General features: G+C 47.5%; 24 protein-coding genes. 18 read left to right on the forward strand and 6 right to left on the reverse strand.

The annotated features are described in order from the left end of the window. Positions 1 to 193: 193 nt before the first annotated feature. The 6 genes from PV783_RS12230 (at position 194) to PV783_RS12255 (ending at position 10531) form a co-directional block, all read left to right on the forward strand. Entirely contained in the window at positions 194 to 3406 is a 3213-nt protein-coding gene (locus PV783_RS12230) for a TonB-dependent receptor (RefSeq protein ID WP_420988158.1), read from the forward strand. 39 nt (positions 3407 to 3445) lie between these two features. After that, positions 3446 to 4849, forward strand: coding sequence for a RagB/SusD family nutrient uptake outer membrane protein (locus PV783_RS12235; RefSeq protein ID WP_420988159.1), 1404 nt, complete (start codon positions 3446 to 3448; stop codon positions 4847 to 4849). Positions 4850 to 4860: 11 nt separating this feature from the next. Next, complete coding sequence (locus tag PV783_RS12240) at positions 4861 to 6657, forward strand: TlpA family protein disulfide reductase (RefSeq protein ID WP_420988160.1); 1797 nt, start codon at positions 4861 to 4863, stop codon at positions 6655 to 6657. A 94-nt stretch (positions 6658 to 6751) separates the two neighbouring features. Beyond that, on the forward strand, positions 6752 to 7516 hold the full coding sequence (locus PV783_RS12245; protein ID WP_079468502.1) for an SDR family NAD(P)-dependent oxidoreductase: 765 nt from the start codon (positions 6752 to 6754) through the stop codon (positions 7514 to 7516). Positions 7517 to 7607: 91 nt separating this feature from the next. Next, on the forward strand, positions 7608 to 8000 hold the full coding sequence (locus PV783_RS12250) for a hypothetical protein (RefSeq protein ID WP_420988161.1): 393 nt from the start codon (positions 7608 to 7610) through the stop codon (positions 7998 to 8000). A 116-nt stretch (positions 8001 to 8116) separates the two neighbouring features. Beyond that, positions 8117 to 10531, forward strand: coding sequence for an ABC transporter permease (locus PV783_RS12255; RefSeq protein WP_420988162.1), 2415 nt, complete (start codon positions 8117 to 8119; stop codon positions 10529 to 10531). Here the strand turns inward: PV783_RS12255 and PV783_RS12260 are convergent, their stop codons facing one another. Continuing rightward, positions 10532 to 11842, reverse strand: coding sequence for a sensor histidine kinase (locus PV783_RS12260; protein WP_420988163.1), 1311 nt, complete (start codon positions 11840 to 11842; stop codon positions 10532 to 10534). 477 nt (positions 11843 to 12319) lie between these two features. On the opposite strand from PV783_RS12260, the gene PV783_RS12265 reads away from it, so the two are divergent. Then, complete coding sequence (locus PV783_RS12265; protein ID WP_420988164.1) at positions 12320 to 13204, forward strand: hypothetical protein; 885 nt, start codon at positions 12320 to 12322, stop codon at positions 13202 to 13204. 81 nt (positions 13205 to 13285) lie between these two features. Further along, positions 13286 to 14083 carry an alpha/beta hydrolase gene (locus PV783_RS12270; RefSeq protein WP_420988165.1) on the forward strand — a complete coding sequence of 266 codons (798 nt, stop codon included), beginning with the start codon at positions 13286 to 13288 and terminating at the stop codon, positions 14081 to 14083. Between the two features lie 2 nt (positions 14084 to 14085). Here PV783_RS12270 and PV783_RS12275 read toward each other — a convergent pair whose 3' ends face one another. Next, positions 14086 to 14832, reverse strand: coding sequence for a DeoR/GlpR family DNA-binding transcription regulator (locus PV783_RS12275; RefSeq protein WP_420988166.1), 747 nt, complete (start codon positions 14830 to 14832; stop codon positions 14086 to 14088). A 57-nt stretch (positions 14833 to 14889) separates the two neighbouring features. On the opposite strand from PV783_RS12275, the gene nudK reads away from it, so the two are divergent. Next, positions 14890 to 15468, forward strand: coding sequence for a GDP-mannose pyrophosphatase NudK (nudK, locus tag PV783_RS12280; protein ID WP_420988167.1), 579 nt, complete (start codon positions 14890 to 14892; stop codon positions 15466 to 15468). A gap of 16 nt (positions 15469 to 15484) precedes the next feature. Here the strand turns inward: nudK and PV783_RS12285 are convergent, their stop codons facing one another. Then, positions 15485 to 15850 carry a winged helix-turn-helix transcriptional regulator gene (locus PV783_RS12285; RefSeq protein WP_363434228.1) on the reverse strand — a complete coding sequence of 122 codons (366 nt, stop codon included), beginning with the start codon at positions 15848 to 15850 and terminating at the stop codon, positions 15485 to 15487. A gap of 179 nt (positions 15851 to 16029) precedes the next feature. Here PV783_RS12285 and PV783_RS12290 point away from each other — a divergent pair, with 179 nt between their 5' ends. After that, complete coding sequence (locus tag PV783_RS12290; protein ID WP_420988168.1) at positions 16030 to 16902, forward strand: NAD(P)-dependent oxidoreductase; 873 nt, start codon at positions 16030 to 16032, stop codon at positions 16900 to 16902. Between the two features lie 79 nt (positions 16903 to 16981). Continuing rightward, a complete protein-coding gene (locus PV783_RS12295; RefSeq protein ID WP_420988169.1) occupies positions 16982 to 17743 on the forward strand; it encodes a helix-turn-helix domain-containing protein in 762 nt (253 codons plus the stop codon). A 2-nt stretch (positions 17744 to 17745) separates the two neighbouring features. Here the strand turns inward: PV783_RS12295 and PV783_RS12300 are convergent, their stop codons facing one another. Then, the gene (locus PV783_RS12300) at positions 17746 to 18075 is read right to left on the reverse strand and encodes a winged helix-turn-helix transcriptional regulator (protein WP_420988170.1); all 330 of its coding nucleotides are present in this window, start codon (positions 18073 to 18075) and stop codon (positions 17746 to 17748) included. Positions 18076 to 18268: 193 nt separating this feature from the next. On the opposite strand from PV783_RS12300, the gene PV783_RS12305 reads away from it, so the two are divergent. The 5 genes from PV783_RS12305 (at position 18269) to PV783_RS12325 (ending at position 22418) form a co-directional block, all read left to right on the forward strand. Next, positions 18269 to 19051, forward strand: a complete 783-nt coding sequence (locus PV783_RS12305) for an SDR family oxidoreductase (RefSeq protein ID WP_420988171.1) — start codon at positions 18269 to 18271, stop codon at positions 19049 to 19051. Between the two features lie 105 nt (positions 19052 to 19156). Beyond that, positions 19157 to 19747 carry a TetR/AcrR family transcriptional regulator gene (locus PV783_RS12310; RefSeq protein ID WP_079468489.1) on the forward strand — a complete coding sequence of 197 codons (591 nt, stop codon included), beginning with the start codon at positions 19157 to 19159 and terminating at the stop codon, positions 19745 to 19747. 54 nt (positions 19748 to 19801) lie between these two features. Then, complete coding sequence (locus tag PV783_RS12315; RefSeq protein WP_079468488.1) at positions 19802 to 20020, forward strand: hypothetical protein; 219 nt, start codon at positions 19802 to 19804, stop codon at positions 20018 to 20020. 28 nt (positions 20021 to 20048) lie between these two features. Then, entirely contained in the window at positions 20049 to 21317 is a 1269-nt protein-coding gene (locus PV783_RS12320) for an MFS transporter (protein ID WP_111580081.1), read from the forward strand. Positions 21318 to 21431: 114 nt separating this feature from the next. Further along, positions 21432 to 22418 carry a GlxA family transcriptional regulator gene (locus PV783_RS12325; protein ID WP_420988172.1) on the forward strand — a complete coding sequence of 329 codons (987 nt, stop codon included), beginning with the start codon at positions 21432 to 21434 and terminating at the stop codon, positions 22416 to 22418. A 5-nt stretch (positions 22419 to 22423) separates the two neighbouring features. On the opposite strand, the gene PV783_RS12330 is transcribed toward PV783_RS12325, so the two are convergent. Then, positions 22424 to 22855, reverse strand: a complete 432-nt coding sequence (locus PV783_RS12330; RefSeq protein WP_159454209.1) for a response regulator — start codon at positions 22853 to 22855, stop codon at positions 22424 to 22426. Between the two features lie 189 nt (positions 22856 to 23044). Between PV783_RS12330 and PV783_RS12335 the strand changes: the two genes are divergently transcribed. Together PV783_RS12335 and PV783_RS12340 are read left to right on the forward strand one after the other, a co-directional pair. Continuing rightward, the gene (locus PV783_RS12335; protein WP_420988173.1) at positions 23045 to 24307 is read left to right on the forward strand and encodes a PQQ-dependent sugar dehydrogenase; all 1263 of its coding nucleotides are present in this window, start codon (positions 23045 to 23047) and stop codon (positions 24305 to 24307) included. Between the two features lie 22 nt (positions 24308 to 24329). Then, positions 24330 to 24752, forward strand: coding sequence for a secondary thiamine-phosphate synthase enzyme YjbQ (locus tag PV783_RS12340; protein ID WP_420988174.1), 423 nt, complete (start codon positions 24330 to 24332; stop codon positions 24750 to 24752). A 3-nt stretch (positions 24753 to 24755) separates the two neighbouring features. Here PV783_RS12340 and PV783_RS12345 read toward each other — a convergent pair whose 3' ends face one another. Then, the gene (locus PV783_RS12345) at positions 24756 to 25469 is read right to left on the reverse strand and encodes a 2OG-Fe(II) oxygenase (RefSeq protein WP_420988175.1); all 714 of its coding nucleotides are present in this window, start codon (positions 25467 to 25469) and stop codon (positions 24756 to 24758) included. Between the last annotated feature and the right edge of the window lie 38 nt (positions 25470 to 25507).

A 25507-nucleotide genomic window follows, 5' to 3' on the forward strand; every position in this document is an offset into this window, starting at 1 on the left:
CCGCTATACGGATAAAAAAACCGGAGGTGATTGGACCCACCCCCGGCGAATATGTCCGGATGATAGTAGCACTAAGCTTGTACATACTTGAATACTGATTATCCATCCTAACAAATGCAAATCTATGCAATTGAATTATTATGGTAAAGTCCTTTCTATGCCCGGACTTTCCCCAACCAAAATTGCACTTACTATGAGATTAACGATTGTTCTCATGATTGTGGCGACATTGAAAGTATCTGCGGGTGCCTTCGGTCAAACAGTGTCTGTATCGGTGAAAAATGCACCGATGGAAGAGGTGTTTACCACCGTAAAACAGCAAACCGGTTACCTGTTCTTTTACGACCGGGACCTGCTGCGCACCGTTAAACCGGTAACCATCAAAGCAGAAAACACCCGGCTCGCGGATTTTCTCGCGGAAATCTTTAAAGGCCAGCCACTGGATTACACGATCAAAGACAAAACCATTTTCATCAAAAAGAAAGCGCTGCCCGCAGGTAGCAACAACATCAGCACCTCACCGGAAGCCATCCAGCAACCGGTGACAGGTGTGGTGAAAGACGCTGCAGGCGCCCTCCTCATCGGGGTAACCGTTAAAGTGAAAGGCACCAACATTGGTACCATCACAGATGAAAACGGACATTTCTCCCTTGCAGCAGGTCCTGGTGATGAACTGGTGGTAACCTACGTAGGCTACGAACCCTATACGGTTCGTATCGGCAACTACGGACCGTTGCAGCTGTTTCTCCGCCAACGCACCAGCAGTCTCGATGAAACCGTGGTGATCGGCTACGGTACCACCAGCAAACGTAATAACACCGGCTCGGTATCCAGCATCAAGGCGGAAGATATTGCCTCACAGCCGGTAATGGACCCGCTGTCTGCCATGCAGGGCAGAATGGCCGGCCTGTTCATTACTTCTTCCAACGGTTTACCCGGTTCCAGTTTTAAAGTAGTGATAAGAGGACAAAGTTCTATCGATCATACAAACGATCCCCTGTACATCATTGATGGCGTACCTTTTTATTCCGATCCGCTGAATCAGTTTACTTCCGCCAACGGCCAGCAAAGTCCGCTGGCAACGATCAATCCTTCTGATATTGAACGTATCGATGTATTGAAAGATGCCGACGCTACAGCTATCTATGGCTCCAGGGGCGGCAATGGCGTGGTGCTCATCACCACCAAAAGAGGTAAATCAGGTAAAACACAGGCTAACTTCAACGTATACACGGGCGCAAGCAAAGTAGTTAATACGGTGAAAATGCTCAATACGCCTGAGTACATTGCCATGCGTAAAGAAGCTTTCAAAAATGACAATAAACCATACGACGAAGAGAGTGCACCAGACCTCACCCTGTGGGATCAGCAACACACCACAGACTGGCAAAAGTTCATGATCGGCGGTACGGGTCATACTACGGAAGCACAGGGTTCTGTATCCGGCGGCAATGAACAAACACAATTTATATTAAGCGGCACGTATCACAAGGAATCAACGGTAATGCCCGGAAGCCTCGGCTACCAGAGAGGTGCAGGCCATTTTAATTTAAACCATAACAGCGCCGATGGCAAATTTAACATCAGCACTTCTGTGAATTATACTGCCAATAAAGATAATTCGCTGGCAAGCGATCTTACTACTTTCTTCAACATGCCGCCGAATTACCCGCTGTATGATTCTACCGGTAAATACTACTGGTTTTCAACCGCACAAAATCCACAGGCATACCTGTTGCGCCGGTCTGAAATAAATACCAATACCCTTGTGGCTAACAGTACTATCAGGTATACCATCCTGTCGGGATTGAATCTGAAAACCAGCCTTGGATATAATAAGTCCAATATGAAGCAGCTACAGGTATACCCGAATGCTACCTTTAACCCGATTACTTCCACCGGGAGTATGTCTTATTTCGGTAATGCCGATGTTGGATCTTACATCATTGAGCCACAGATCGATTATAACAAAACCATCGCAAAAGGCGATCTGCAGGTAATGGTAGGTGGTACCTGGCAGCAAACCATCAGCCAGGGCCAATCGGTAAAAGCAACGGGTTTCTCCAGCGATGCGCTGCTGGAAGACCAACAGGCCGCCGGCCTCATCACCCCCAATCCATCGCAGTACGCCTTTTACCGTTACACCTCAGTATTTGGAAGGGTTAACTATAACTGGGATGGAAAATACTTAGTGAATGCCACTTATCGCCGTGATGGCTCCACCCGTTTCGGCCCCGGCAACCGCTTCGGTAACTTCGGCGCTATAGGAGCCGCCTGGATATTTACAAAAGAAGGTTTTATGAAAGAGGTGAGTTTCCTCAGCTTTGGTAAACTCCGTGCAAGTATGGGCATAACGGGTAATGATAAAGTAGGCGACTATCAATACCTTGATAGCTGGAACTCTAATCCATATCCTTATAATGGCTTACCCGGACTAACACCAACCCGCCTGGCCAATCCATTGTATAAATGGGAAGAGAACCGTAAAAAAGAAATCGGACTGGAACTGGGCTTCCTGAAAGACAGGATCCTGTTTAATACCAACTATTATCACAACATTTCCAGCAATCAACTGGTGCAGTATCAGCTATCACCACAGGTAGGCTTCCCGTCTATCACCGCCAACTTCCCGGCAGAAGTGCTTAACAGCGGATGGGAATTTGAAGTGAATACTATCAATATCCAGCAGGCTAACTTTACCTGGAAATCATCTTTAAACCTGACGGTGAGTAAAAATGAACTGAAATCGTTCCCGGGGATTGAAGGCTCTGCTTACAAAGACATATACGTAGTAGGACAATCATTAACCATTGTAAGAGGATACAAGTTTATGGGCATCGATCCGGAAACCGGATTGGCACAGTTCTACAGCAACAGCGGCACTACTACCGATCCGGCGGAATACGACGACTATGTAACGCTTGGCAAAACCATGCCGGCATACTACGGCGGGTTACAAAACAGCTTTACTTATAAAGGTTTCAGTCTTGATTTCCTGTTACAGTTTGTAAAACAGGAGGGCCCGCAAATTGGCTACGGATACGGCAGCCCGGCTATCGGCACATTCGCCAACCAGGACCTGCGCGCGCTGGACCGCTGGAAAAACAAAGGTGACAACACCACTGTGCCCGGGGCTACTACATCCGCAGGAACGGCTAACTACAGGAGCTATAGCCTCTCTACTGCCAACTGGGGCGACGCTTCATACATCCGTCTGAAAAATGTATCTGTGAGATATGATCTGTCGAAATATACCAAACGCTGGAAAGTCAATAATATCAGCGTTTACGCGTTAGCGCAAAACCTGCTCACTTTTACCAACTATAAAGGTCTTGATCCTGAAACCCAGGGTATGGTAATGCCGCCATTAAAAGCATATACCATCGGTTTACAGTTTGCTTTATAAAGAAATATTCCTGTTTTGCAGATAATAAAAAGATTTACCATGAAACGAATTCATATATTTTTAATCGGCGTTCTCCTCTTCAGCAGCAGCTCCTGCAGCAAGTATGTGGATACGCCGTTACCAAAGAATGAGCTGGTATCCGGACTGGTGTTTACGGATGATAAAACGGCTACCGCCGCGGTTACCGGTTTATATGGCAGCATGTACTCATTCAACTACCAGTTTGCGAATGTGCTTATCAACTACCTCACCGCAATGCAGGCAGATGATATGGCCTATTACTCGTCTTTCGCCAACTATGATGTTTTTAAAGAGAACAGGTTATTGCCCAGCAGCCAGTATGTGCAAAGTATGTTTGCTGATCTTTACAGTTATATCTACCAGACAAATGCCTGCGTAGAAGGGCTTTCCACAGCCACTGCATTAACGCCTGCTGTAAAGAACCAGCTAATGGGAGAGTCCCTGTTCATGCGTGCTTTCTGTTATTTTTACCTGGTAAATATGTATGGAGATGTACCCCTGATCACCGGCACCGACTATAAAGTAAATGGTGTGAAACCACGCGCGCCACGTGCGGAAGTGTATAACACCATCATCACAGATCTTAAAGCAGCCGTAGAATTAATGGGAGATGATTATCCTACGGGGCAGCATATACGCCCCGATAAGTCCGTGGCTAATGCTTTGCTGGCAAGGGTTTATCTTTATAATCAGAACTGGGCACTGGCAGAAACCACTGCATCGCTGGTGATCGACAATGGTCGGTATTCATTGGTAACGGATCTGAATAAAGTGTTCCTGGCTAACAGTAATGAAGCTATCTGGCAACTGCAGCCGCTCAATGTAGTGGGTGGCCGCAACACCTGGGAAGGATTTACTTCTACCCCGGCTATTAACCCCACCACGGGACTCTTTGGTACAGCGGTATTCCGGCTGGATACCATCAACCTGATCAGGAAATACGAACCGAATGATCAGCGGTTTACCAAATGGATAGCTTTCTACAAAACCACTGCCGGCGTTAGTGTTTACTTCCCTTATAAGTACAAAGTAAGAACGAGTACCAGCGCCGTTACCGAATACTCAATGGTAATGCGTCTCGCAGAACAATATCTTATCCGCGCGGAAGCCCGTATTCAGCAAGGAAAGCTCAACGATGGCCGCGCCGACCTGGACGCTATCCGCCAACGCGCGGGCTTACCCGGTTTGTCTGCTTCCCTTACACAACCGGCCTTATTGCTGGCGGTAGAGCAGGAACGCAAAGTGGAGTTGTTCGCAGAATGGGGCCACCGCTGGTTTGACCTGAAACGCACCAAAAGATCAGACGCCGTGTTAGGCCCTATTAAAGGCGCCAACTGGCAGTCTACGGATACCCTGTACCCGATTCCTTCTGATGCCATCAGAACCAATGTTAACCTTACCCAGAACGAAGGGTACAAATAACTATCGCTGATATGAAGAAGTTAACCATCATATTTTTACTGGCTGCCCTGGCAGCCGGTAAAATATATGCACAACAACGGGTGGTGATCAGCCCGGAATACCCGGAACGTGGTCAAACGGTTACCGTCACCTACGATCCCACCGTGCCGGGAGCAGGGATTCCTGCTACCGCAGCCCCGGTAACACTCGTGTTTTCCTATTCCAATTTTTATAACCTTGCATGGCGTATGAACATGCAGCGCACCGGGAATAAATGGACTACCTCCTTTGTGCTGGCCGATTACACCACCTTCGCCACCTTTTACCTGGAGAGCGGCGAGGCTACCGATAAACCGGCAAAAGACCGGCACTACGAAGTAGCTGTGTATAAAAACAAAGTACCGGTAAAAGACATGGCCCTGTACAAAGCCTACAGCCTCAGCGCACAAATGGGTAAGTCTCCTTTGCTGGCAGATAAACAGGCCGCCCTTTATAAAGAAGAACTGAAACGCTACCCGGATAACTACGAAGCAAAACTGCGCCTGCTGACCTACGAAATGAACAAGGCAACCACCACCAAAGAAAAAGAAAAGTTCAGAGCAGAAGCGCACCAGGTGATTGCTGATAAATTTAACAGCGCACCCACCACTCCGGGCAATATGAACAAGGTAACCATGGGCTACCTGATCATTGGTGAAAACACCCGGCTGGATTCCATCCGGCGCGTAGTCATGGAACGTTACCCGGAATCAGGATTGGGCCGGGATATCATGACAGGCGTAGTCGCTAAAGGAAAAGACACTGCCCGGCAAATCACCTTTTTTGAAAACGAACTGAAAAAGGAAACCCCGGAAAACAGGGAATCCTTCATGGAAATGCACGAGGTATTGTTCCGGTACTATGCTGTGAAAAAAGATAGCAGCAAGGCATTGTATCATGCCCGTTTTATGACCACCGAAAAGGAAAACCCTTACAAGGTGGTTACCTGGCAACAGGTGGCACAAACACTGCTGGATAACACCCTCGCTCTGGATACCGCACGCAGTTATGCACAACGTGCGTTAGACAGTGTACGCAGTTACCCCGTAGGCGTGATCCGTCATTTCCCGGAAACAGGATACATTTATCCATATGCGGACGATAGCACGCGCAACGCTGTGTATAATAAGGCCAGCCGGCACCTGGCATCTGTACTTGGCCTCATAGACCTGAAACAGGGACTCCTGGCTGCGGCAGATAAACACATGGAACAAGCCGTGGATTACTATGCAGATAAAGAAACACTCGACAACGCGGAAGCATATTACCAGCAAACCAATAATACCGCAAAGCTGAACCAGCTGCAAGAGTTCCGGAAAAAAATACTGATTGAAAAAGTAAAGAAACAACGGATCAACCGCCCCGCGCCGTTACTGAACACCTTTGTGGATATGAAAGGTCAGCCGGTGTCAGCAGCTTCATTAAAAGGCAAAATTATACTGATCGATTTCTGGGCTACCTGGTGCGTACCTTGTATGCAGGAAATGCCATACCTGCAAAAACTATACGATCAGTATAAACAACACCCCGATGTTGTTTTTATGATTGCCAACAGCGGCGCCAGGAATACCCTGGCCGATGCGCAGGGCTGGAGCGGTAATAAAAAATATACCTTCCCGGTGTATTATAATACAGACCCCGCCATAGGAGATAAATTCAAATTCAATATTATTCCCGCTTCCTATCTTATCAACAAAGAAGGAAACATCATTTTCAGTAACATCGGCTTTGAAGGGCCGGAGGTGGAAGAAAAGCTAAAACAACAGCTGGAAATCCTGTTACACGACTAAAAAACTTAAACGAGTACCATTAAATACTTAAGTAGTCACCATAACCAGCCGGAAACATTCCCGGAAATTTGTCTTATCAAAAAAATAAAACAAAATGGCAACAAAAAACAAAATAGCCCTGGTTACTGGTGGCAGTCGCGGATTAGGTAAGAATATGTCTTTACAACTCGCCAAAAGCGGACACGATATCATTCTTACTTATAAAAGCAACCAGGCAGAAGCCGATAAAGTAGTGGCAGAAATACAGGCCATCGGACAAAAGGCCATCGCTTACCAGCTGGATACCGGCGATACAAAAGCGTTCGACGGGTTTCTCGCAGAAGTAGCAGCACATCTGCAGGAAAATACCGGCGAAGGCAAATTTGATTTCCTGGTAAACAATGCGGGCATCGACAGAAGTTCCCTTATCCCCAACACTACGGAAGAGGATTTTGATGAACTGTATCAGGTGCATTTAAAAGGTGTATACTTCCTCACGCAGAAAGCTTTGCCTTTTATTAATAACAATGGCCGTATTATTAACCTGTCGACCGGACTGGCACGGTTTGCCACACCCGGATATGCCGCCTATGCTTCCATGAAAGGAGCCATAGAAGTATTCACAAGGTACCTCGCCAAAGAAGTGGGCGCACGGGGTATCACCGCCAACGTAGTAGCCCCGGGCATTATTGAAACAGATTTTACAAAAGCTACTTTTGAACATGCGCCACAGGCAATTGAATACATCGCTGCCCATACCGCCCTCGGACGCACCGGCGTACCAGATGATATTGGCGGCATTGTAGCCTTCCTTTGCACCGAAGAAGCCCGCTGGATCACAGCACAACGTATTGAAGCTTCCGGAGGCATGTTCCTCTAATGGACGCAAACAAATTGTGCAGCACGGCAGACTTCCTGCCGTGCTTTTTTTATGGAAGGTGTTTAAAATGCCCTATTTTTAAAATAAAAAGATGTCTGCCGAAGTAGTACTGAAGAAATTATACTTTCATAAAGCAGGCAGCGCGCTGATCATAAATGCGCCTGCTGAATACATCAGCCTCATAGGGAACATTGATTATGACACGGCGGCCGCCGGTAAAAAGAAAGGCACGTACGACTTCGTACAGGTGTTTGCCACGCGCCAGCAGGAGCTGGAGAAGCTGCTGAAATCCGCCGTCAAAGAAGGGAAGTTTGATTGCCTCTTCTGGGCATGTTACCCGAAAGGAACCGGCTCTATCAAAAGTGATATCAAAAGGGAAACAGTATGGGCCGCTTTCAGAGCAGTGGGATTAGACGCTGTATCCAGCATTGCTATTGATGATACCTGGACCGCCCTGAGGGCCCGGCCCTTAAATAAACCATGACCGTAATCGGACACCCCCTGTATTAAAACCGGGCATCCGGGGATCGTTTATGGATACTAAAGCGCTGATTATCATGCCTCCTGATTTCCGGCATCGAATTAGAACGCCCGCATATTATGTTTAAGAATTACTTCAGCATCGCACTCAGGAACCTTTGGAGAAATAAAGGTTTTTCAGCCATCACTATATTCGGGCTTGCCATTGGCATGACCACCTGTTTGCTCATCACCTTGTTCGTAACAGATGAACTGAGCTACGACCGGTTCAATAAAAAAGCCGACAGGATTTATCGCATCAACGCCGACTTTTTTGTAAACGGCAACGCCTTTAAAGAAAGATATACCCCCAGCCAGCTTGGCCCCGTATTACAACAGGAATACCCCAACGTAGAAAACTATGTCAGGTTTATCCGCCAGGGAAATATCCTGGTGAAAAAAGGAACCACCACCCTGGTAGAAAAAAATGCCTGCTTTGCAGATTCCACCCTCTTCGATGTATTCAGCTTACAGATGATCAGCGGTGACCCTAAAACCGCGCTCACCCAACCTCATACAATGGTCATCTCCGAACGGATGGCCCTCAAATATTTCAACAGCACCGATGTAGTAGGTAAAACACTGCAAACAGATAATGTAGCCACTTACCAGATCAGCGGCGTGATAAAAGATGTGCCGGATCAGTCGCACCTGCACTTTGATTTTGTGCGTGCCCTGTCCGAATTGCCCGAAAGCCGGGAAAACGGCGGCTGGATGTCAGACAACTATGCCACCTACGTATTAATGCGGGAAGGCGCCACCGGCGCACAACTGCAAAGCTATGTGAACGCTGTTACCAAAAAATATATGGAAGCCCCGCTGCAGAAGATGACGGGCAGCAACTTTGCAGATCTCGAAAAATCAGGCGGGCATTTCGGGTATAACGTCCTGCCGCTGACAAAGATCCATTTGTATTCCCCGCTTGCAGATGAAGCAGAGCCTTCGGGCAATATCCAATACGTGTACATCTTTATTGCGGTGGCTGTCATCATCCTGCTGATCGCCTGCGTGAACTTCATGAATCTCTCTACCGCCCGTTCTGCGGGTCGCGCCAAAGAAGTAGGGGTGCGGAAGGTGCTGGGCTCCCAGCGTTCTTCCCTGATCTTCCAGTTCCTTACGGAGTCTACGCTGACCAGCTTCTTTGCCCTGTTACTGGCAGTGGCCCTGGCCACTTTACTGCTCCCGTATCTTAACCAGTTATCGGGTAAACATATTACACTGGAGGCCGGGTATTTCCTGTGGCTGCTGCCTTTCCTGCTGGTAACGGCCGGTGTGATAGGGTTGCTGGCAGGCAGCTATCCCGCCTTTTTCCTGTCGGGCTTTGAGCCTATCAAAGTGCTGAAAGGCAGGTTGAACAGCGGTTTCAAAAATGGCTGGTTGCGAAACAGCCTCGTGGTTTTCCAGTTTGCTTCTGCCATCCTGTTGATTGTAGGCACCTTGGTGATCAACAGTCAGCTGAATTATATCCGGAGTAAAAAGCTGGGATACAACCGGGAACAGGTGCTGATCCTGGGCAATACACAATCGTTGTGGATCCATGCCCGCAACTTTAAAAACGAGGTGTTAAATATACAAGGGGTGGAATCAGGTACCATGACAGCCTCTTTGCCTACCGATATGAACCTGAACACCAACATCTATTCAAAAGATGCGGCCCGCAGCGCCGGGCAGGTAACCGGCGTACCGGAATGGTATGTGGATGCAGACTACATCCATACAATGGGTATGCAAATGGCCAGTGGCCGGAACTTTTCGCCCACCATGCCTTCGGATACTTTCGCCGTATTGCTCAATGAAACCGCTGCCCGGTTATTTGGCTTTAATGACCTGAATGAAAAATATCTCTATGCAGATGGAAGCAGGCCGCTGAAAGTGATAGGGGTGGTAAAGGATTTTAACGCCGGTAGCTTAAGGAATAAAATACCGCCAATGGTGTTCCGGCTGAGGGAGTATCCCCGCGTAATGGCATTCCGTATTCAGACCGGTAATATCCAGGGGCTGATGGCAAAAATCAAAAGCACCTATGAAGCGCAGCCCGGTATGAGCGGGCAACCATTCGTGTATTCTTTTCTTGATGACGATTTTAACCGCCTGTATATTGCGGAACAACGCACGGGTAAGATCTTTATTTCCTTTGCCGTACTGGCCGTATTGATTGCGTCCCTGGGCGTATTTGGGTTAATCACCTATGCAGCAGAACAACGTACCCGGGAAATAGGTATCCGCAAAGTGCTGGGCGCTTCGGTAACAGGGATTGTGGCCATGCTGTCAAAAGACTTCCTGAAACTGGTGCTGGTGGCTATTGTTATTGCCAGTCCCCTCGCCTGGTATATGATGAGCCGGTGGCTGCAGAATTTTGCCTACCAGGTAAAAATGAACTGGACGATCTTTGTACTGGCGGCGTTTATTGCCATCGCCATTACCGTTTTAACCGTTAGTTACCGGGCTATCAGGGCGGCCACGGCCAACCCGGTGAACAGTCTTAAAGCGGAATAATCAGTTGGCCAGCGGGAGTTCCAGGTAGAAGGAGCTTCCGCCTTCGCGGTTGTTCTCAAACCAGATCTGTCCCTGTTGTGCGGTAGTATATTCCTTACAGAGGAATAACCCGAGGCCGATGCCCTTTTCATTATCCGTTCCAAAAGTAGAACGTACTTTCAGGGAGAAAATATCGGGTTGCCTGGACAGGTCAATACCCACCCCGCTGTCTCTTACTTCAATTAAACATTTATTGCCGGCCCTGCTGGTTTTGATGAAGATTGTTCCCCCGGAAGGCGTGAACTTGGCGGCATTGCCCAGCAGGTTGCGCACAATCAGCTGCAGCATATTGATGTCGGCCATCACTTTTATAGAAGCGTCTATATTGGTATCCAGGCTGATCCTTTTTTTGGATACGGCCATTTTGTTGATCTTCAGAATGGGGTGTATGGCGGATGCCACATCCACGGGTGTTAGATTTACATTTAGCCCGTCCATTTGCGTTTTAGACCATACCAATATATTATACAGCATCTCCTGGGTACTGTTTACCACATACAGCAGCTCGGTTTCTATCTGGGTTTTGTTTTCCGGGTCCAGTTCTATTTCCCGCATCAGCTGCAGGTACGACTGTATTGCCGCCAAAGGATTACGCAGGTCATGGGAGATGAGTGAAAAGAGTTTACTCTTTTCTGTATTCATGATTTCGAGGGAGCGTGTCTTTTCTTCCCCTCTCTGCTTCTCTTTGCTATACGCATTTTTCAGGTAAACAGTTCCCACGAAAATTACGCCCACGCTGATAATATAGGTAGGAGTCATGTCCGCGAAAATGTCTTTCCTCGTTTTATAAACAGTATCTACCGACGTGGGGTAATAATACTCCCATATGATCAGTCCAAGTACGGTGAACAGGTTCAGCGCCAGCCACCAGTAATATTGCTTGCGCGGGGAAATCAGCATGCCCAGGAAAAACGCCAGGGTAAAGGACAACAGGGAAGCGCCCTGTATCCCCCCACTGTAGAAATAGTTAATAGCGAAGCTCATGTTGATCATGATCACGGCAAGGGCTATACTGATATTTACCTTCTTCCGGTATCTTGAAAGAAAATAAATAAAGGAAAATGCAGGCACCAGTAAGGCAAAGATGAGAGAGGTAACAGTTAGGCCGGTAACATAATTGTACGGGACGTTAATGGCAATAATAAAGAGGGAGATAGCGCATATGGCATTGAATATACGGTTTTCCAGAGAGAACTGTTGGGGGTCTCCGATCAGGAAATGAGAGAACTGTTTCAATCGTTGGGATATCGTTATGGTTCCGGATGTTGACATGTTACTAATTTAAGCAAAAACAACTGCTGTCGGCAGTGAAAATGCCGGGCTCAGGATAATCATATAATTGTAATGTCATAATTTTTTTTCGCTTTTCTACATACCATCTCATTAATTTTTAAAAAAAGAAGCAGCTCAGCCAAAAGAAACGCGGACCGCCATGAGAAGCAATATCCGGGCCATTATCTGTAAGAGGGGATAATATTCCCCCAACGCGAAGGGGTATACGTAAAAGGTTGTAAAGGGGAAATAGCTCTCCCTGTGGGGGCAGCCGGGGATGGGGAGTAAATAATTTTTTAACCTGTTAGAGGAACGAAGCAGCAACAATCGTCTACTATCCCTTTCGGCGGTATTTTGCTAAATGCATTTTACAAAACGCAGCATGTGGAAATGAAGCCAATCCGGCCGGCAAATTAATAACACGGCATCATTTTCATGAGGTAAAACGCTATTTTTGCGCTTCAATTAATATACCTGATGAAAACGATGTTGTTTTTTACGCTGACTTGTTTGTTTACTTCTTTTGCAGCCCCTCTTTTTGCCCAGGACCAGGAACCTGAATTCATCTTTAATACCTGGGAGTTAAATAAAGATGACAGCCGGTATATTTTTGCAGATACCGCACTGGTACGTATCAGCCCCGACACCAAACAGGCCGCCATCGACACCCTGCTGGCCGGCGACGATATTACCGCTATCGATATATTGGCCGGCAAACTGCTTACCCTGAAAGGTCTTACACTTCCCTGGGTACAGATTAAATACAAAAAAGATGGCGTGGAAAAAAAAGGCTACGTATGGGAAGGACTGATCTCCTTTTCTCCTATGCGCAGAGGCGATATGAAATTTGTGTTTGCCTACGACCGCCGCATGGATACGCTGATCGACAATGAAAAACGCCCGCAATATATTGTGAAACTAAAAGCAGTGCAGGCCCGTAAAATCCTCGCTGCCACCGCATTCCGGATAATGGACGATGAATCCGCCGGTTTTTCCAATGCGAAGGTGATGCCCGGTCTCGGCCTTACCAACGTGCAAAATATTATCTCTGTTGGCTTTGGTGGAGCAGCCTGTGGTGTTCCCACAAACTATTATTATTTCGCCTGGATGAAGGATGGACGGATCGCCTTACTGCCGGAAAGAATGGATGTAGGCGATGCTGGGGTATATTATCACAGCGAGTCCTTTATTTTCCCCGGAGAAAAAGGTGGTATGCCCGATACCATCATCCTGAAAATGCATGAGGAAGAAGAAACAGATAAGCTGGATAAGAACGGAGAACCGGTGATGTCAGTAAAAGAAGAATCCACTAAATATAGTTGGGATGGCGTGAATGGCACGTTTAAAAAACTGGGGAAGTAAGTAAGCACCTTCTTTTATTTTATCCCCGGCAGGGATCACATGATCTGCGTTTCTTTGTATCTTAGGTAAATGTTAGCTGTCATGGGAAAATGGATCCTGAAAACAATAGGCGTGCTGCTGCTCCTGTATGCAGCTGTTTGCGTCCTCGTTTATTTTATCCAGGAGCGTTTGCTTTTTTTCCCGGAGAGATTACCACCCGGGTATGTCTTTCAGTTCCCGGAGCCCTTCGAAGAACGCACTATCACCACTGCGGATGGCACACAACTAAGCGGACTGTTATTTAAATCCCGCGGCGACAAAGGGCTTATCTTTTACCTGCACGGTAACTCGGGCTCTCTCCGCTCATGGGGGGAAGTTGCCGGGGTATATACCCACCTCGGTTATGATGTATTTATGCTGGATTATCGCGGATACGGAAAAAGTAAAGGAAAGATCCATAGCGAACGACAGTTTTATGCCGATGCACAAACAGCCTACGACAGCGTAAAAACAACTTACCCGGAAAGTACCATTACCATTCTTGGTTATTCCATCGGTACAGGTACCGCGGCACGTCTGGCCGCCGATAATCATCCGAGGCAACTCATTCTGCAGGCGCCGTACTTCAGCATGAAAGATATGGCCAGGTATTATTATCCCATCCTGCCTTCCTTTCTATTGAAGTATACATTTCCTACCTACAAGAATATACAACGTACTACCGTCCCCGTTACCATCTTTCATGGCGACCTCGATGAAGTGATTTACTATGGCTCTTCCGAAAAACTGAAAGCATATTTTAAGCCCGGAGATACGCTGATAACGCTGAAAGGGCAGGGGCATAATGGTATGACGGATAACCCGGAATACCAGGAGCGGCTGAAGGAGGTGTTGGAATAAACTCATACACCCATCACCGTTACCCCCTTCTTCTTACAATACTTCAGCTCCGCCGGATCACCATCTGTAATAATAGCATCCACCAATTCCAACCCCGCAAAATTCAAATAGGAAGTTTTCCCGATTTTCCCCGCATCGCATAACAGGTAGGTATAATTACTTTGCGTAGCCAGTGCAGTGGCAATAGCGGCTTCCTTTTCGCTGTGTGCAAATAATCCCTGCGCCGAGAGGCCATCTACGCCAATAAATGCTTTGCCGGCTTTATACCGTTGGATGTGTTCTGTGGCCATAGTGCCGTGTATGGCTTGCCGGGCAGCGTCGTATTCACCGCCGATAATATTGAGCGATACTGCGGAATGTTGCAGTTCAAATATCACCGGGAGAGAGTTGGTGATCACTTTAATCTTTTTGTTTTTTATAAACTGGCATAGGCGGAAAACAGTGCTGCCACAGTCCATGAAAATAATATCGCCGTCGTTGATCTGTGCGGCCGCTTTTCTGCAGATCTTATCTTTTGCTGCCTGGTTGGCGGCTGCTTTGTTCACAAATTCGAAAGGCGAATCCGGCTCATTCACCGGAATGGCCCCGCCGTGGGTGCGGTACAGGAGTCCATCGTCCGATAGTTGATTGAGATCCCGCCGGATAGTGATTTCTGAAATACCCAATGCCCGCGCCAGTTCAGCGGTTTCTACTTCTCCTTTCTCGGTTAACAGCGACAGTATTTTTTGTTTTCTTAGCTGGAAATTCATTTTAAATAATTAACTTGATCAAAAATAATCAAAAACGATCATAAACGATCATTTAATATGAAAACAATCAATATTCTGGAAACGGCCATCCTGTCGGACAACTGGTATACGCTGAAGAAAATTACGTATGAAGTGAAGGGTAGCGATGGAGTAGTGGTACAGCAGGAGCGTGAAGCATACGATCGCGGCAATGGAGCTACCATTTTGTTATATAATAAGGAACATGGCACCGTAGTGTTAACCCGGCAGTTCCGCATGCCTACCTATATTAACGGCAATGAAACCGGTTTGCTGATAGAATGTTGCGCCGGTTTACTGGATGAAGATAATGCGGAAGAATGCATCCGCCGCGAAACGATGGAGGAAACCGGTTACGAAGTAACCGATGTGGAAAAAGTGTTTGAAGCGTATATGTCGCCCGGCTCTGTTACCGAGATCCTGTATTTCTTTGTGGCAGCGTACTCTAAAGAGCAGAAAGTACACGAGGGCGGCGGACTGGAAGCCGAACAGGAAAATATAGAAGTATTGGAACTCCCGTTTGTACAGGCAATGGAGATGATCCGCACCGGGGAAATCAAAGACGGGAAAACAATTATGCTGCTGCAATATGCGGCGCTTCACCACCTGTGCGGCTAAACGAAACCGCACGGGCTTATCCGGCTAACACGGCATTGCGCTCATCTTTCACCAGCAAAGCCTGTTTCTCTTTGCCCCATTGATCCATTGCCTTAATCAGTGGTAAGGTGCTCAGTCCAACTGCTGTCAGGTAATATTCTACTTTTAACGGAATACCGGCATATACTTTTTTATACAGGATGCCAAGATCTTCCAGCTCCTTCAGGTGCATGGTGATCACGCGCATGCTGGCGCCATCCACTTCCATCTCGCGGTGAATGTCACTCGGCCGCCTGATATCATCATGGATACACTCAATGATCCAGGCTTTCCATTTACCGCCCAATACCTTCATGAAAATGCTGATGCCACAGTGCAGCTCCGGGATTTTCTTCTCGTACATAGTGTTTCATTTGCCCGAAAGATAAACATTTTACCCTGGTTCATAAAAACGAGCAAACAGCGATGCGCTGTAATGCAGCAGGGGAGCATACCGAAAAAGTTTTCCCTGGGGGAAACTTTTTTCGGTTATTGTCTGTCACCGCCATAGGTAAGACATTTGAGGCATAAAAAAATGAGACGATGACAACAAACAAAAGTGTTTCCGTAATTGGATTAGGCCCTATGGGATTTGTACTGGCGCGCACCTTACTGGATAATGGTTATCACGTAACGGTATGGAACCGCAGTGCGGAAAAAGCAGCGCCGCTGGTAGCCGATGGCGCCGTACTGGCAGCAGATCCTGCCGCAGCCGTATTGGCAAGCCCGGTGATTATTACCTGTCTCAATAATTACGATACCACCCGTAACATTCTTTCTATGCCGGAAGCAGCAGCTGCCTTAAATGGCCGTCTCCTGCTGGAGTTAACCACCGGTACTCCGCAGGATGCAAGAACAGCAGAAGCCTGGGTGCAGGAGCTTGGTGCACACTACCTGGATGGCGCTCTGCTGGCCACACCCCGGCAAATAGGAAAACCGGATACGCCCATTTTTTTATCAGGACAAATAGCTGCTTTTGAAAAAGGAGAGGCCGTACTGAAAGTACTGGGCGGCAACCTGATGTACATGGGCGCAGCAGCCGGCGCTGCCGCTGCATGGGACCTGGCCATACTTTCCAGCCTGTTTGGTTTGATCACCGGCTTCCTGCAGGGCGCACGGATTTTTGAATCGGAAAAGCTGGATGTAAACGCATTGGGCGATATGATCAACAATATTGCACCGGTACTCGGGGAAATGGTGCGGCATGAAGGCGCGGTGATCAGCGCCAATAATTTCACATATCCCGAAAGCAGCCTGAAAACCTGCGCGGTATCTATTGCTTTAATGGTGAAACAGGCCGCTGAATCAGGCATTCCCGGGGAAGTGCCCGCCTTCATTCTTAACCTCATGAATAAAGGCATTAAAGCCGGTTATGGAGAAGAACAGCTGGGAGCGTTGATAAAAGCCATGCGGTAAGTACAGGCGTTAGTGTTTAGTCCGCTGCGGACTAAACACTAATTATGCGTATCTTTATAAACACCTAATTTGTTACCACATGAACATGGAAAGTTATCTCCCGTCAGCGATCCTTTCTCCTTACGTTAGCGCTTATCTGATCATCGAAAGCAAAGACGGTATGGAGAACCGCGTAATGCCGGATACCGCTGTGGTGATGTCTTTCAGGTTTGGTGGTAAAGTGATGACCGGAGATGCTGATCTGCCGGTAACAGCATTGGCCGGTTTGCGCAGAACTTCCCGCCTGTTACATTATGCGCCCGGCACCGGCAATGTGTTAGTGAAGTTCAGGGAAGGTGGGGCTACAGCCTTTTTCAAAACACCCCTGCATGAACTTTTTGATACGCATGAATCGCTCGATCAATTGGTACAACACCATAAAATAAGAGAAGTGGAAGAACGGTTGTATGAAGCGAAAAATAACCTGCAGCGGATCGCTATTGTGGAACAGTTTCTTATCGCCGCACTCAGCAGCCGGCAACCGGACTTACTCATCCGCAATGCCGTACAGCAAATTAAAACCGCAGCCGGCGATGTAAAAATCAAATCGCTGGCAGCAGATTTGTATATCAGTCAGGATGCCTTTGAAAAGCGCTTCCGGCGCAGTGTGGGAACTACTCCCAAACAGTTCTCCGCCATCGTAAGATTACGGCACCTGCTCGATCATTTCCCGGAAGCTGATAGTCTTACCGAAGCTGCCTATGACGCCGGCTATTACGACCAGGCGCATTTTATAAAAGATTTCCGCGCCTTCACCGGGCAAACACCACAGGCATTTTTTCAGCAGGCCACCTGGTGGTAACATCATACCGCCACCGGTGCTTCCTTCTTTTTCATCAATGCCTCAAATTCGCCCTGGTAGGCTTCTCCCCATTTATCCATCGCATCCACTACGGGCAACAACGACGCGCCAAAATCAGTAAGGTAGTATTCCACTTTCGGTGGCAGCTCATGATAAATAACACGTTTGATGATCCCGTGAAATTCCAGTTCCCTTAGCTGCAAATCCAGTACCCGCCTGCTCGCAGAAGGCATCGCCCTTTGCAGTTCACTGGGTCTTCTTACCCCTTTGTTGATCAGGTACACCATATAGGATTTCCATTTACCACCAATGATTTCCATGATGATCGCCATCCCGCACGCAAAACTTTTTGGAATCTTTTTTTCATACATAACCAATCGCTTTTCTGATACGGACAAATTTATCCCTAATAGCCGGATTCCCGGCATACGGATAAAATTTTCCGTATAGGAACATAATATCCGTTATTGTTCTGTTCACCCGATCTGCGTCACTTTGCAGCATTGATCATCAAAAAAAAATAACATGACCAGCACAACAAATAATTACAAGGGAAAGAAAGCAGTAATCACCGGCGGTACACACGGTATGGGAATGGCAGTAGTTAAAATGCTGATAGCAGGAGGGGCAGAAGTATTGCTCACAGGGAAAAATCCAAACAACCTGGAAGCAGCCAAACAGGAACTGGGTAACAGCGCACACATCATCGCTTCTGACACATCTTCCATGACCGATATCGAAACCCTGCGCAACACCGTGGCTGCTACTTTCGGACAAATCGATTTCCTGTTTGTGAATGCCGGTTTCTCTTTGCTGGAGCCATTCGATAAAGTAACGGAAGACACCTACGATAAAACTTTTGCCATCAACACCAAAGGCGCGTATTTCACGGTGCAGCAACTGGCGCCGCTGATAAAAGATTACGGTGCAATTGTGTTCACTACTTCCATCGCCAACAACGCCGGTTATGCAGGCATGAGCGTATATGCCGGTGCAAAAGCGGCGCTGGCTTCGTTTGTAAAAGGCTTTGCCGCCGAACTGCTGCCCAGGAGTATCCGCGTAAATGCGGTAAGCCCCGGCTTTATCAACACGCCTACTATGGGCGTATCCGGCGCATCAAAAGAAGAACTGCTGGCCTTCGAAAAAATCGGGGAAGCAGTAACGCCGCTGAAACGCAACGGCAGCACGGAAGAAGTGGCAAAGGCCGCACTGTTCCTGGCCTTCGATGCTACATTTACTACCGGCGAAGAGCTGACAGTGGATGGCGGTCTTTCTAAAAGCCTCACCCCGCCCGATCTTTCACACTAATTTCAAAGGGCTGGCTATAAAATCAATAGTCAGCCTTTCCATGAATCCCCCTGTCTCAAAAAAAATATTTTAAAATGAGCAATCGCTCACTTATCTTTGTGTCGCATGAGATACAGAGACGAAAATAAGATACAGGCCATCCGTGAGTGTGCCATTGAAATGGTGGCTAAGGATGGACTCGAAAATTTTGGTATCAACCGGCTGGCAAAGGCAGCGGGTGTATCTCCGGCTACTATTTATATTTATTATAAAGATAAAGAGGACCTGCTGACGAGTATCAGCATTGAAGAAGGAATAAAAATGACGCAGGCCACCCTGAAAGATTTTGACCCGAAAATGAGTTTTAAGGAAGGGCTGTGGGTACAGTGGAAAAACAGGGCCGCTTTTGCACTGGATAACCACCTATCCGCCAACTTCTTTGAACAGCTGCGTAATTCTACTTACAAAGACAAAATGATGGAAACCATCACGCATGAATTCCGCAGGGCAATGGGGGACTATGTGCATAATGCGGTAACACGGGGAGAGATCGACGAAATGCCCCTCGAAGTATACTGGTCCGTTGCCTTTGCGCCATTGTACTCGCTGATAAAATTTCATAACGAAGGACAAAGTCTCGGTGGCCGTAAGTTTAAGTTCTCAGAGAAGATCATGAAAGAAACATTCGACTGTGTGGTAAAAGGATTGATGAAATAGCTCTTTTTTTTGTCAAATTAATAAATGAACGCTCGCTCACAAAACAAAATAGTCATGCAACACGTTCTTATTTTCAAAACAAACATTGCCACAGCGCAAGCCCGCTCCAAAGTAGCCCCGTTACTGGACCAGCAGCCCTTTATTGAAAAGTGGACAGTAGACATGGAAGACGTAGATTGCGTACTGAGAGTGGTAGCTGCTGAACCAGTGCCGGATCGCATCATCGCATTGATCAACGCCAGCGAGTACGAATGTGCAGAGCTGGAAGACTAACAAATACATAAGCTGAAAATCTCCCTGAATGAAACAAACATCACCCGCATTTTCCGGTCACCAGAAAATGATAGTAGCCCTGTTGGCACTCACACAATTCACGGTCATCCTCGATTTCATGGTGATGTCGCCACTCGGCGATATGCTCATGAAATCGATGAGCATAAAGCCCAACCAGTTTGGACTCATCGTATCAGCCTACGCCTTCAGCGCCGGTATCTCCGGGCTGCTCACCGCCGGCTTTGCCGATCGTTTCGACCGTAAGAAATTACTGGTATTTTTTTACGCCGGCTTTATCCTCGGCACGCTGTGCTGCGGACTGGCCAATACCTATTACACGATGGTTGCCGCCCGTATTATCACCGGTTTATTCGGCGGTGTAATCGGATCTATTTCGCTGGCCATCGTTACCGATCTTTTTGATATCTCACAACGCGGCCGCGTAATGGGATTTGTACAAATGGCATTTGGCGCCAGCCAGGTACTTGGTATTCCCATCGGGCTATACCTCGCCAATGCCTGGGGATGGGAAGCCCCCTTCTTCCTCGTAGCCGGCGTAGCCGCCATTGTAATGCTGCTGATCATCCTGCAGCTGCAACCGGTTATTGCGCACCTGGCCGTACAACGCGATAAAAGCGCGTTCACACACCTGTGGCATACCGTAAGGAACCGCGATTACCGCATCGGTTTCAGCGCCACCGCACTGATGTCTGTAGGTGGATTTATGATGATGCCTTTCGGTAGCGCGTTTGCCGTAAATAACCTGCACGTTACACACGAGCAATTGCCTTTATTGTTCATGGTTACCGGCGTAGGTTCCCTGTTCATTATGCCGGTGCTGGGAAAATTAAGTGATAAAAGAGACAGGTTCACGCTCTTCTCCATTGCTTCCATTTATGCGTTGGTAATCATCATTATTTATACGCACTTAACACCGCAACCGCTCTGGATCATCATGTGCCTGAACGTATTGATGATGGCGGGTATCATGGGCCGTATGATCCCCTTCACCGCCTTAACCACCGGCATCCCCGACCTGTCGGACCGTGGCGCGTTTATGAGTGTGAACTCCTCCCTGCAACAAATTGCCGGCGGAATAGCGGCAGTAATCGCAGGCATGATCGTAGCACAGAAAGATAAATTCAGCCCGCTGGAACACTACGATACACTCGGATGGGTAATTGTGGGGTTAACGCTTCCCTGTATTTACCTGGTACACCGCGTAAGCCTGATCGTTAAAAGAAAACTCGCTAAAGGCGCCGTGGTGAATACTACGGAAGTAGTGGCGGAGATGTAATATTTTTGGGGAAGCCGGTAATACCGGCTTCCCCAAAAATATTTAATAAGATAAAGGTACTTTCATCACCCGTTTAGGGTTGATTCCGAGAAACTTTTATCTTAGATTTGAATTATGAAACAGATCTCCATTCTCGTTCCCAAAGGCGCTGTTGCGCTCAGCTGCATTGAAGGCCCGTTTGTACTGTTTACCAAAGCCAACGATTTCCTGGAAAGCGTTGGAAAGGACCCGCTGTTTAACGTTAAGCTGGTAGGGCTCTCTAAAGAAGCGCACGAATACGACCGGTTCTTTAAAGTAACCCCGGATGTAGTGATCACAGAAAAACATAAAGCCGACCTGATCATCATTCCCGCAGTGAACGGGGAGCGTGAAACGGTAATAGAACAGAATAAAGATTTCTATCCGTGGATTGTACAGCAGCATGAGGAAGGATCAGAAGTGGCAAGCCTTTGTGTAGGCGCCTTTTTACTGGCGTCCACGGGCCTGCTTAAAGGAAAGCGTTGCTCCACGCATTGGCTGGCAGCCAATGAATTCAGGAACATGTTCCCTGATATAGAACTGGTATCTGAAAAAATCATTACAGATGAAAAAGGTATTTATTCCAGCGGTGGCGCCAACTCCTTCTGGAACCTGCTCATTTACCTGATAGAGAAATATACCGACCGCGATATGGCCATCCTGGCATCCAAGTATTTTGAAATTGAAATAGACCGCACCAACCAGGCTACCTTCACCATCTTCAAAGGTCAGCGCGAACACCAGGATGAATCAGTAAAACAGGCGCAGGAATTTATTGAACAGAACTGGCAGGAAAAGATCACGGTGGAACAGCTGTCATCCATGTTTGCCGTAGGACGCAGAAGCCTCGAAAGAAGATTTAAAAAAGCAACCAGTAACACGGTATCGGAATATATTCAACGGGTTAAAGTAGAAGTGGCCAAAAAAAGCTTTGAAAGCAGCCGTAAAAACATCAATGAAATTATGTGGGAAGTTGGGTATTCGGATACAAAGGCATTCAGAACCATCTTCAAGAAAACCACCGGTTTGTCACCGCTGGAGTATAGGAACAAATACAATAAAGGAGCAACTGCTGCTAAATAAATCCTTTATTTTTCTGTACCTGTGGAATTGGAAAAGATCTTATGCCACCGTCCTTCCAATACGCCTTTCAGCATGGTGCATAGTTCCTGGAAAGTATTGGGCTTGGTAAGGAATAATTTTGCACCCAGCCGCATAGCATCTTCCATGTCTTCTTTCATATCAGAAGTACTCAGGATCACAATATTTGTTAACTGATGCTGCAGGATTTTCTTCAGCTCTATCAGGCATTCCCGCCCATTCATCAGCGGCATGTTGAAATCAAGGAAAATGTAATCGGGAGCAGGAATTTTATTCTCCTGGAACATAGCTATCGCCTGTATTCCACTGTCACATACATGCGTTTCTATAACCGGGGAAATATTATTGATGGCTTCCTGGAAAAAAATTCTGTCATCCGCATCGTCATCAATAATCATTATTTGTTGTGGTCTTGTCATGGCTAAAATTTTAAGCATTTAGGTCTTCACGTTCGTTTGGATCTTCGGCGGGGAAATATGAAGATAAACAAAAATGCGAGTGCATTCAAATTAAAGATTTTGTAATACATATGGTCGCGTTCCTTTAATTGTTATACCAGTGGCGCAAATATTGTAAAGAGGATAGTATCACCCTGAAAGCACATCCCCATGAAAAAATATTTGTTGTCACTCGTATTGTTGTCTTTCATTTATCAGCTGCCCGCGCAGGATAGCGTTCACTTACCGTTACCCGCGAAATCACATACCAACTACAGCCAGGTACGGGGCTGGAAACCGGGAGAAACGCCCATTGCCCCCGCGGGATTCCATGTTTCGTTATATGCGGATGGTTTTGAAAATCCGCGGTGGATGTATGCACTTCCCAACGGGGATATCCTGGTGGCAGAATCCAACAGCAATCACTCCTTTTTTACCAGGATCGGCGCTGCCATTATCGGGGCCAATAAATCCAATAGTATGAAGCATAGTGTGGACCGTATTACCCTGTTGCGTGATGCTGATCACGATGGCATACCGGAATTCCGCAGTACTTTCCTCACCGGCCTGGAGCAACCCTTCGGCATGCTCTTGATAGGCAACCATTTTTATGTGGCCAATACCAACGCTTTACTCCGCTATTCCTACAAAACCGGGGACACCTTAATCACCGCGGCGCCGGAAAAAATAACTGACCTGCCGGCAGGAAAAGCAAACCGGCACTGGACCCGTAATATCATCGCAAATAAAGACCAGTCAAAAATCTATATCGCTATCGGCTCAGGCTCCGACCACGCAGAAAAAGGTATTGAAAAGGAACAATCAAAAGCAGCCATCGTGGAAATTAACCCGGATGGTACCGGGCGCCGCATTTACGCCGCAGGGTTAAGGAATCCCGTGGGCATGGACTGGGCGCCGGGTACTTCCACTTTATGGGTAACGGTAAACGAAAGGGATAAGCTGGGAAACGACCTGGTACCCGACTACCTCACCGGCGTAAAGGAAGGCGGTTTCTACGGATGGCCGTGGGTGTATTACGGTCAGCATAAAGACACCCGCGTGAAAGATCCCGCCCCGCCGGAAGTGAACAATACCATTATCCCCGATGTACAACTGGGCGCTCACACTGCTTCGCTGGGGTTGGTATTTTACCGGGGAGATAAATTTCCGGAAAAATATCACCAGGGCGCGTTCATTGCCCAGCACGGATCCTGGAACCGCAAGCCCATCTCAGGATACAAAGTATTGTTTGTACCTTTTGCCAATGGAAAACCCGCAGGTAAACCGGAAGATTTTCTCACCGGCTTTGTAAAAGATTCCACCACGGCAGATGTAAAAGGCCGGCCGGTAGGACTGCTCGTATTAAAAAACGGCGCCCTGCTGGTAACAGACGATAAAACCAACCGCATCTGGAAAGTGGTATACGGACAATAACGAAATGTTTAACTTGCACGGCATGAAAATATTCCAGCAGGCATTACAGCTACAGCAAAGAAGAAGAGGGTTTCATATTATCACCACAGAAATCATACAGGCATTTCCGCAACTCGCCGAAATAAAAACGGGGATGCTGCAGGTATTTATCCAGCATACTTCCGCATCACTCACCCTGAATGAAAATGCAGATCCCACCGTGCGGAAAGATTTTGAAATGTATTTCAATAAAGCAGTCCCCGAAAATGATCCGGAATATCTGCACGATGATGAAGGTTCCGACGATATGCCGGCACATCTGAAAGCGGCCCTGCTGGGCAGTTCCGTTATGATCCCCATCCGCAACGGACGCCCCGCATTAGGTACCTGGCAAGGCGTGTACCTCTGCGAACACCGCAACTATGGCGGCCCGCGGAGCCTGCTGCTCACCGCATGGGGCGAATAACAATCAGCTTAACGCATCATGAAAAATAATACCCAGCGTATGCCGGTTGCCGGTATGCACCGGGCTTACGCCATGCTTCATGTTCACACGGTAATACCCCTTGCTGCCTTTTACGGGCCGGAAATTGGTGGTAAATATCAGCATGTCGCCCCGCTGTGGCCGCAGCACATTGGCTTTGGACTGCGCCCGCGGAATCTGTTCTGTTAATACAAACTCGCCCCCGGTATAATCTTCTTCCGGCTCATTCAGGAATACCACCAGTTGCATGGGGAAATAAATATCGCCGTACAGATCCTGGTGCAGCGTGTTAAAGCCATCCTGGCCGTATTTGAGGATCAGGATGGTAGGTTTTGTTTGTCCGTTGGCATGGCAATATTCTTTTAACGCTGCATGCGTAGCAGGGTACCGCTGCGCAATATTCAGCACCTCCATCCATTTGTTGGCTACCGGCGCAATAAACGGGTACACCGTTTCGCGGATAGTGGTAATCAGTTCGGGCAGCGGATACTGAAAGTATTTATATTCTCCTTTCCCAAAACGGTAACGCTCCATCACAATGGTTTTACGATAGGTGTCATCTGCCTGGTAGGCATTGATCAGCGAATCACATTCCTCTTTGCCCAGCACGCCTTTCAGCAAGGTATAGCCATGATCGTTCAACTGTACTGTGGCTTGCTGCCAGTCGTGCGCCAGCAACCGCTTTTTAATATCTTTCATCTGGTTTTTTTTATGGAGATACAAAAATAACTGCACGG

This window comes from Chitinophaga sp. CC14 (assembly GCF_048957795.1).
GTDB classification, from domain to species: Bacteria; Bacteroidota; Bacteroidia; order Chitinophagales; family Chitinophagaceae; genus Chitinophaga; species Chitinophaga ginsengisegetis.